The 7,151-nt window shown below is 67.1% G+C and carries 5 protein-coding genes; 2 read left to right on the plus strand and 3 right to left on the minus strand.

Features of this window, described 5'->3' with window-relative positions:
• Positions 1-12 precede the first annotated feature (12 nt).
• The 3 genes from dnaE to DSX2_RS03955 form a co-directional block, all read right to left on the minus strand.
• Positions 13-3,510, minus strand: a complete 3,498-nt coding sequence (gene dnaE, locus DSX2_RS03945) for a DNA polymerase III subunit alpha (protein WP_020879748.1) — start codon at positions 3,508-3,510, stop codon at positions 13-15.
• Between the two features lie 174 nt (positions 3,511-3,684).
• Positions 3,685-4,356 carry a DNA alkylation repair protein gene (locus DSX2_RS03950; protein WP_020879749.1) on the minus strand — a complete coding sequence of 224 codons (672 nt, stop codon included), beginning with the start codon at positions 4,354-4,356 and terminating at the stop codon, positions 3,685-3,687.
• Positions 4,353-5,084: an aspartate/glutamate racemase family protein gene (locus DSX2_RS03955; protein ID WP_020879750.1), complete on the minus strand. Its 732-nt coding sequence runs from the start codon at positions 5,082-5,084 to the stop codon at positions 4,353-4,355. The genes DSX2_RS03950 and DSX2_RS03955 overlap by 4 nt, the downstream gene beginning before the upstream one ends.
• Positions 5,085-5,300: 216 nt before the next feature.
• On the opposite strand from DSX2_RS03955, the gene DSX2_RS03960 reads away from it, so the two are divergent.
• Both DSX2_RS03960 and gap read left to right on the plus strand, forming a co-directional pair.
• Positions 5,301-5,861, plus strand: coding sequence for a GAF domain-containing protein (locus DSX2_RS03960; RefSeq protein ID WP_020879751.1), 561 nt, complete (start codon positions 5,301-5,303; stop codon positions 5,859-5,861).
• Between the two features lie 10 nt (positions 5,862-5,871).
• Entirely contained in the window at positions 5,872-6,888 is a 1,017-nt protein-coding gene (gap, locus tag DSX2_RS03965) for a type I glyceraldehyde-3-phosphate dehydrogenase (RefSeq protein ID WP_020879752.1), read from the plus strand.
• The last annotated feature ends 263 nt before the right edge of the window (positions 6,889-7,151 follow it).

A 7,151-nucleotide genomic window follows, 5' to 3' on the forward strand; every position in this document is an offset into this window, starting at 1 on the left:
TCGAGGAAGCGTTTAGCCGGCCGTGGCCGGGGAGAGCGAGCCGCGCCAGGCGTCCAGCTCCTTGTAGAACTCGGGGCAGGGGCTCACGGAGTAGCGGGCGTCCAGCTGCAGGCGGCAGTAGGCCTCGGGCAGCTTGAGGTCCACGTAGACCGGCGCCCCGCCCGGGTGGCGCGTGAGGATGTCGCGCAGGCCGTCCAGGGCCTCCTCGCGGCCCACGCAGATCTCCACGCGGAAGACCACCGGGTCGGCCGCCGCGGCCTGGGCCTTGCTCAGGGGCTGGGCCTTCTCCGCGAAGAGCTTGGCCTTCTTGGGCGCGTCCTCGCTGGCCTCCTCGGTGGGCGCGATCTTCACCGAGACCACCAGGGGCTGGTCCGTGTCCAGGAGCTCGCGCATGGCCTCGAAGGCGCGGGGGAAGACCAGCATCTCGCAGGAGCCGGTCAGGTCCTCCACCTGGCAGATGGCCATCTTGTCGCCCTTCTTGGTGTATTTCTCCTGCTTGCTGCTGATGACCACGGCCACGTCCACCTCGGTCTCCGCGCCCATCTCGGCGCAGTCCGCGATGCTCGGCAGCCGCAGGCGGCGCAGCTCGTGGCGCCAGGCGAGCAGGGGGTGGCTCGAAAGGTAGAGGCCCAGGGCGTCCTTCTCGAAGCGCAGCTTCTCGTCGTCCGGCCACTCCTCCATGGTCTGCTCCTCGCAGGACAGCCCGAGGCCCGGCAGGCAGGCGGGCTTCTCGTCGAGCAGGCCCATGAGCGACATCTGGCCGGAGTCCTTCTCCTTCTGCTTCTTCTGTCCCTGGGCGTGCACCCGCTCCATGCCCGCGAACAGGGCGGCGCGGGTGATGCCGAAGCAGTCGAAGGCCCCGGCCTTGATCAGGTGCTCGAGCACGCGCTTGGTGGTCTTGCGCAGGTTCACGCGCGAGCAGAGGTCCAGGAGCGAGGTGTACGGGCCGTCGTTCTCGCGGTTCTCGATGATGTCGCGGATCGCCTCCTGGCCCACGTTCTTGATGCCGCCCAGGCCGTAGCGCACGGCCTTGGCGCCGCCGTTCTCCTCGCTGCCCGCCTCCACGCTGAAGGCGTAGATGCTCTTGTTGATGTCCGGGCCGAAGACGCGGATGTCGTTGTCGCGGCAGGTGTTGATGTGCTTCAGGATCTTGTCCTGATCCTCGATTTCCGAGGTCATCAGGGCGGCCATGAACTCGTGCGGGTAGTAGGTCTTGAGCCAGGCCGTGTGGTAGGAGATGAGCGCGTAGGCCGCGGAGTGGGACTTGTTGAAGCCGTACTCCGCGAACTTCTCCATCAGGTCGAAGATCTCGTTGGCCGTGGAGTCCGGGATGTTGTTCTCGCGCGAGCCCATGAGGAAGCGCTCGCGCTGCGAGGCCATCTCCTCGGCGATCTTCTTGCCCATGGCGCGGCGCAGGAGGTCGCCCTCGCCCAGCGAGTAGTTGCCGATGACCTGGGCGGTCTTCATGACCTGCTCCTGGTAGACGATGACGCCGTAGGTCGGCTTCAGCGTCTCCTCCAGGGTCGGGTAGGGATAGGAGACCGGCACGCGACCGTGCTTGCGGTCGATGAACTCGTCGACCATGCCCGAGCCGAGCGGCCCCGGGCGGTAGAGGGCGAGCATTGCGATGAGATCCTCGAAGCAGTTGGGCTTGAGCTTCATCAGGTACTTGCGCATGCCCTGCGATTCCACCTGGAAGACGCCGTCCGTGTCGCCGCGCGAGTAGAGCTCGTAGGTTTTCTCGTCGGTCAGGGGCAGGGTGTCCAGGTCCGGCGCGGTCTTGCCCTGGCGCGCGATGTTGTCCAGGCAGTCCTGGATGACCGTCATGGTGCGCAGTCCCAGGAAGTCGAACTTGACCAGGCCGACCTTCTCGACCTTCTTCATGTCGAACTGGGTGACGATTTCGCCGTTCTTCCCGGTGTACAGCGGCAGGTACTCGACCATGGGCTTGTCCGAGATGACCACGCCCGCGGCGTGCACCGAGGCGTGGCGGCACAGCCCCTCGAGCCGCTTCGAGATGTCCAGGAGCTTCTTCACCCGACCGTCGGTGTCGTAGAGCGTCTTCAGCTCCGGCTCCTTGTCCAGGGCCTTCGTGATGGTCATCTTCATCTCTTCGGGGATGAGCTTGGCGACCTTGTCCGCCTCGCCGAAGGCGAAGCCCATGGCCCGGGCCACGTCGCGCACCACGGCCTTGGCCTTCATCTTCCCGAAGGTCGTGATCTGGGCCACGGAGTCCGCGCCGTACTTCTTGGAGACGTAGTCGCGGATGACCTCCAGGCGCCTGCGTTCGCAGAAGTCCACGTCGATATCCGGCATGGAGACGCGCTCCACGTTCAGGAAGCGCTCGAAGAGCAGGTTGTACGGCAGGGGGTCGAGGTTGGTGATGCGCAGGGCGTAGGCCACGATGGACCCGGCCGCCGAGCCGCGGCCCGGCCCCACGGGGATGCCGTGGTCCTTGGCCCAGTTGATGAAGTCCTGCACGATCAGGAAGTAGGCCGGGAACTGCATGGTGCAGATGACGTCCAGCTCGTATTCCAGCCGCTTCCAGTAGTCCGGGTGCTTCTCCTCGGGGATGTGCTTGAGCCGTCTCTCCAGGCCCTCCTTGGCGAGCTTCCTGAACTCCGTCTCGAGCGTCATGCCCTCGGGCAGGTCGTAGACCGGGAAGTGCAGGGTCTTCAGGTCGAGCTCCACCTCGCACTGCTCGGCGATGCGCAGCGTGTTGGCGATGGCCTCCGGGCAGTGGGAGAACTCCTTCTCCATCTCCTCGGGGGAGCGGAAGTAGAGGTCGTCCGTGCCGAACCGCATGCGCTTCGGGTCGTCCACCTGCGCCGCGGTCTGGATGCACAACAGCACGTCGTGCGCCTCCACGTCGTCGGCGTTCAGGTAGTGGCAGTCGTTGGTCGCCACCAGGGGCAGGGAGAGCTCTTCCGAGAGCTCGAGCAGCTTCTCGTTGACCCGGTGCTGCTCCTCGATGCCGTTGGACTGCAGCTCCAGGTAGAAGCGTCCGGGAAAGTGCGAGGAATAGAGCTCGGCCAGCCTCCTGGCCTCGTCCATGCCGCCCGAGATGATGGCGCGCGGGATCTCGCCCGCCAGGCAGGCCGAGAGCGCGATCAGCCCCTCGTTGTACTGCGCCAGCAGCTCGTGGTCCACGCGCGGCTTGTAGTGGAAGCCCTCCAGGTGGCCGCGCGTCACGAGCTGCAGAAGGTTCTTGTAGCCCGTCATGTTCTGCGAGAGCAGCACCAGGTGGTAGCCCGCCTCGCGCTGCGAGGCGGCCTTCTTCTCGGTGCGCGAGCCGTTGGCCACGTAGACCTCGCAGCCGAGGATGGGCTTCAGGCCGTATTTCTTGGCCTGCATGTAGTAGTCGAGGGCGCCGTGCATGTTGCCGTGGTCCGTGATGGCGCACGAGGGCATGCCGTAGTCGATGGCGCGCGCGCAGAGGTCGCCGATGCGGATGGCGCCGTCGAGCAGGGAATATTCGGTGTGGCAGTGCAGATGGACGAAGGTGGACATGTGATAACCTATGGAATGAAAAGAGTTTTCGTTGAGCGGCGGGCCTTTCGGCCGCAGGCCGCCGAACGTGCCCCAGGCTACCCCATCGCAGGGTGCAGGGGAAGGGCCCGGATGCGCCCCGCACAGGCCGGGGCCTGTGCGGGGCGAAAGGCCGGAATGTGTCTGCGCGGGATTCTAGGAACCGCGCGGGGCCAGCTTCTTGAAGGCCTTCTGCGCCTGGCGGCCGATGACCTTGGCGGACTTCTCCTCGCGTCCGGCCAGCTCCTCGGCCAGCTTCTCGGCCTCGGCGCGCACCGCGGGAGAGACGCGGCCGATGTTGCGCAGGGCCCAGGAGACGGCGCTGCGCACGTGGCGCCGCTCGTCCGTCGCCTCGCGCCGGATGAGCGGCAGGAAGGAGAGGAACTGCGCCTCGTCCGCGTGGCGCTGCTTGAGCGAGAGCACGGCCATGAGCGCGAAGGCCGCGCGCTTGACCAGCTCCTCGGGGCGGTCCGTCCACTCCTCGGCCTTGGTCCAGGCGTAGTGGGTGCGCCAGAAGAGGTTCTGGCAGCACTGGTCCGTCAGGTCCCAGGAGTCGCTCTCCGCGGCCCACTTCTCCATCATCGGGTCCGAGACCCGCGCCGGGTCGGCGATGATCGTCGCCAGGACGCGCGCCTCGTACAGGCCCGATTCCCAGAGCTCGAGCGCCAGGGCGTGGTCGCGGTGGATCTGCATGGCCAATCCGCGCACCACGCGCATGGGAACGCAGGCGGCATGGTCCGTGGACATGCCGAGCTTGGTGCGGATGGTCTTGGTTGTCTGGTTGCTCAGGCCGCGCAGGCGCGCGACGATCTCTTCGGCTCTGGTCATGCAAGCGTCTCCTTTTCGAGAATCCAGTCCACGGCCATGCGGCAGTGCAGGGCCGTGGTGTCGAAGAGCGGTCCGGCCGCAGCCTCCGCCGTCCCGGCCGCCGACCCGCAGGGACAGAGAAGCAGCGGCAGCTCCGTGCAGCCGAGGATGACGCCCTCGGCTCCGGCGGCTGCCAGACGGTCGACGACCGCGAAAAGTGCGGTCCGCGTGGCGTCGGAAAAGACGCCGCGGCAGAGTTCGTCGAAAATTGCCGCGTGTATCAGGGCGCGATCGGCCTCGTCCGGCACGATGGTCTCGATGCCGTGGTTCTCGCGCAGATGGTCGGAATAGACCCCCCTCTCCATGGTGAAGCGCGTGCCCATGAGCCCCACGCGGGACATCTTGGCCGCGCGCACCGCCCGGCCCGTCGCGTCCGCGATGTGCAGCAGCGGCAGCCCGGATCTCTCCCGCACGGCAGGAGCCACGAGGTGCATGGTGTTCGTGGCGACGGCGATGCCGTCCGCGCCTGCCCGGGCAAGGCCCGCCGCGGCCTCGCCGAGGAGTGCGCCCAGGCCCTCCCAGTCGCCCGCCGCCTGCATGGAGGCGACGGTCTCGAAATCGAAGGAGTGGACGAGCAGCGGGGCCGAGTGCAGGCCGCCGAGAGCCTCGGCGACCCCCCGGTTGCACTGCCGGTAATACTCCAGCGTGGATTCCCAACTCATGCCGCCGAGGATGCCGAGGGTGCGCATAATCCTTCCGCAACGGGCCGTCCGCCGAGGGAGGCCGCCTGGCTGTACGGTCGCCGGAGCGCCTGATCAGGGGGTGGAGAACAGGGGATGACGACCGAAAGTTTTATGATACACACTCCATGCTGCCCTCGCAATGCGACTTATGTCGTGGTAAACATAGCGAGCGGCGGCCTTCGCCGCCCGGCAGCCGAACACGGCCAAACACGGAGGATAGCCATGGAACGATACGAAGCCTATTTCCGCTCGCTCTACGCCACGGCCCGGGTGGTCAACTCGAGCCTCGATCCCGCCACAGTGCTCGCGACGATCGCCGAAAAGACCATCGAGGCCATGAGCGCCAAGGGGTGCTCCATCCGCCTCCTGGACCGCTCCGGCAAGCGCCTGCTGCCCGGCACGGCCAAGGGGCTCTCCCAGGAATACATGCGCAAGGGGCCCGTGGAGGTCGAGCGCAGCGCCGTGGACAAGCAGGCCCTGGCGGGCGACATCGTGCACATCGCCGACGCGCCCTCGGACCCGCGCTTCCAGTACAAGGAGGCCGCCAAGGCGGAGAACATCGTCTCCGTGCTCGTCGTGCCCCTGCAGGTCGAAGGCGCCTCCATCGGCGTCATGCGCGTCTACTCCGACGTGCCCCGCACCTTCGACAAGGCGGAGGAGGAATTCCTCTGCGCCATCGCCTCGCTGAGCGCCCTGGCCATCGAGAACGCCCGCATCCACCAGGCCCTCAAGAAGGACTACGAAATGCTCACCTCGTTCGAATACCGGACGTTCGAGGACTAGGAGGACCGACATGGAAAAGCTACGCGTAGGCATCAACGGTTTCGGCCGCGTGGGCCGGCAGGTCCTCAAGGCCATCTTCGAACGCCACCACGAAACCATGCAGGTCGTGGCCATCAACGACCTCTTCGACACAAAGACCAACGCCCACCTGCTCGAGTTCGACACCAACTACGGCCGCACCCCCTTCCCCGTGCACGCCGAGGAGGGCGAGATCGTGGCCGGGGACTGGCGGGTCAAGAGCTTCGCCAGCCGCGACCCGCGCGAGATCCCCTGGGGCGACATGGGCGCGGACCTCGTGGTCGAGTCCACCGGCATCTTCCGCACCGGCCCCAAGGCCAAGGCCCACATCGACGCGGGCGCCAGGAAGGTCATCATCAGCGCCCCGGCCAAGGAAGAGGACATCACCATCGTCCTCGGGGTCAACGAGAAGTCCTACGACCCCAAGCGCCACACCATCATCTCCAACGCCTCCTGCACCACAAACTGCCTCGCGCCCGCGGCCAAGGTCGTCAACGACACTTTCGGCATCGTCTCGGGCCTCATGTGCACCATCCACTCCTACACCAACGACCAGCGCATCCTCGACCTGCCCCACAAGGACCTCCGCCGCGCGCGGGCCGCGGGGCAGAACATCATCCCCACCACCACCGGCGCGGCCAAGGCCGTCGCGCTCGTCATCCCCGAGCTCAAGGGGCGCGTGGACGGCTACGCCCTGCGCGTGCCCACGCCCACCGTCTCCATCGTGGACCTGGCCTGCACGCTGAAAAACCCGGCCACCACCGAGTCGCTGCGCGCCGCCCTGCGCGAGGCCGCCGAAGGGCCGCTCGCGGGCATCCTCGGCTACAGCACCCGGCCCCTGGTCTCCATGGACTTCAAGGGCGACCCCCACTCGGGCATCGTCGAGGAGGAGTTCACCTCGGTCCAGGACGGCACCCTGGCCAAGGTCGTGGCCTGGTACGACAACGAATGGGGCTACTCCTGCCGCGTGGCCGACCTGGCCGAATACGTGCGCGCCGCGGGCATCTAGGCTCGGTTCGGTTTTTTTCCAGGGAGGGCGCCGCCCTCCCTGGACCCTCCCGCCAGGAAGGGGCTGCGCGCCCCTTCCTGGACCTTCCCCCGCGAGGCTCAGCCTCGACCGTCTGCGCTCGCCATGCGCCGGGCTTTCGAACACGGGCCGCCTGGGCGTGAGGGGCCGGTGAGGGGAGTCCGTCGTGCATCTTTCCGTGCGCTTTTGAAGATCGGGCCTGTTTCTTCGTCCCCCGCCGTTCCCGGCGGGGGACGAAGAAACAG

The sequence above is a fragment of the Desulfovibrio sp. X2 genome, assembly GCF_000422205.1.
Taxonomy (GTDB): domain Bacteria; phylum Desulfobacterota; class Desulfovibrionia; order Desulfovibrionales; family Desulfovibrionaceae; genus Alkalidesulfovibrio.

Coding starts and splice junctions, on each gene's coding strand:
- DSX2_RS03960 (WP_020879751.1), top strand. CDS start 5,301: ATGGAACGATACGAAGCCTATTTCCGCTCGCTCTACGCCACGGCCCGG.
- DSX2_RS03955 (WP_020879750.1), bottom strand. CDS start 5,084: ATGCGCACCCTCGGCATCCTCGGCGGCATGAGTTGGGAATCCACGCTG.
- DSX2_RS03950 (WP_020879749.1), bottom strand. CDS start 4,356: ATGACCAGAGCCGAAGAGATCGTCGCGCGCCTGCGCGGCCTGAGCAAC.
- gap (WP_020879752.1), top strand. CDS start 5,872: ATGGAAAAGCTACGCGTAGGCATCAACGGTTTCGGCCGCGTGGGCCGG.
- dnaE (WP_020879748.1), bottom strand. CDS start 3,510: ATGTCCACCTTCGTCCATCTGCACTGCCACACCGAATATTCCCTGCTC.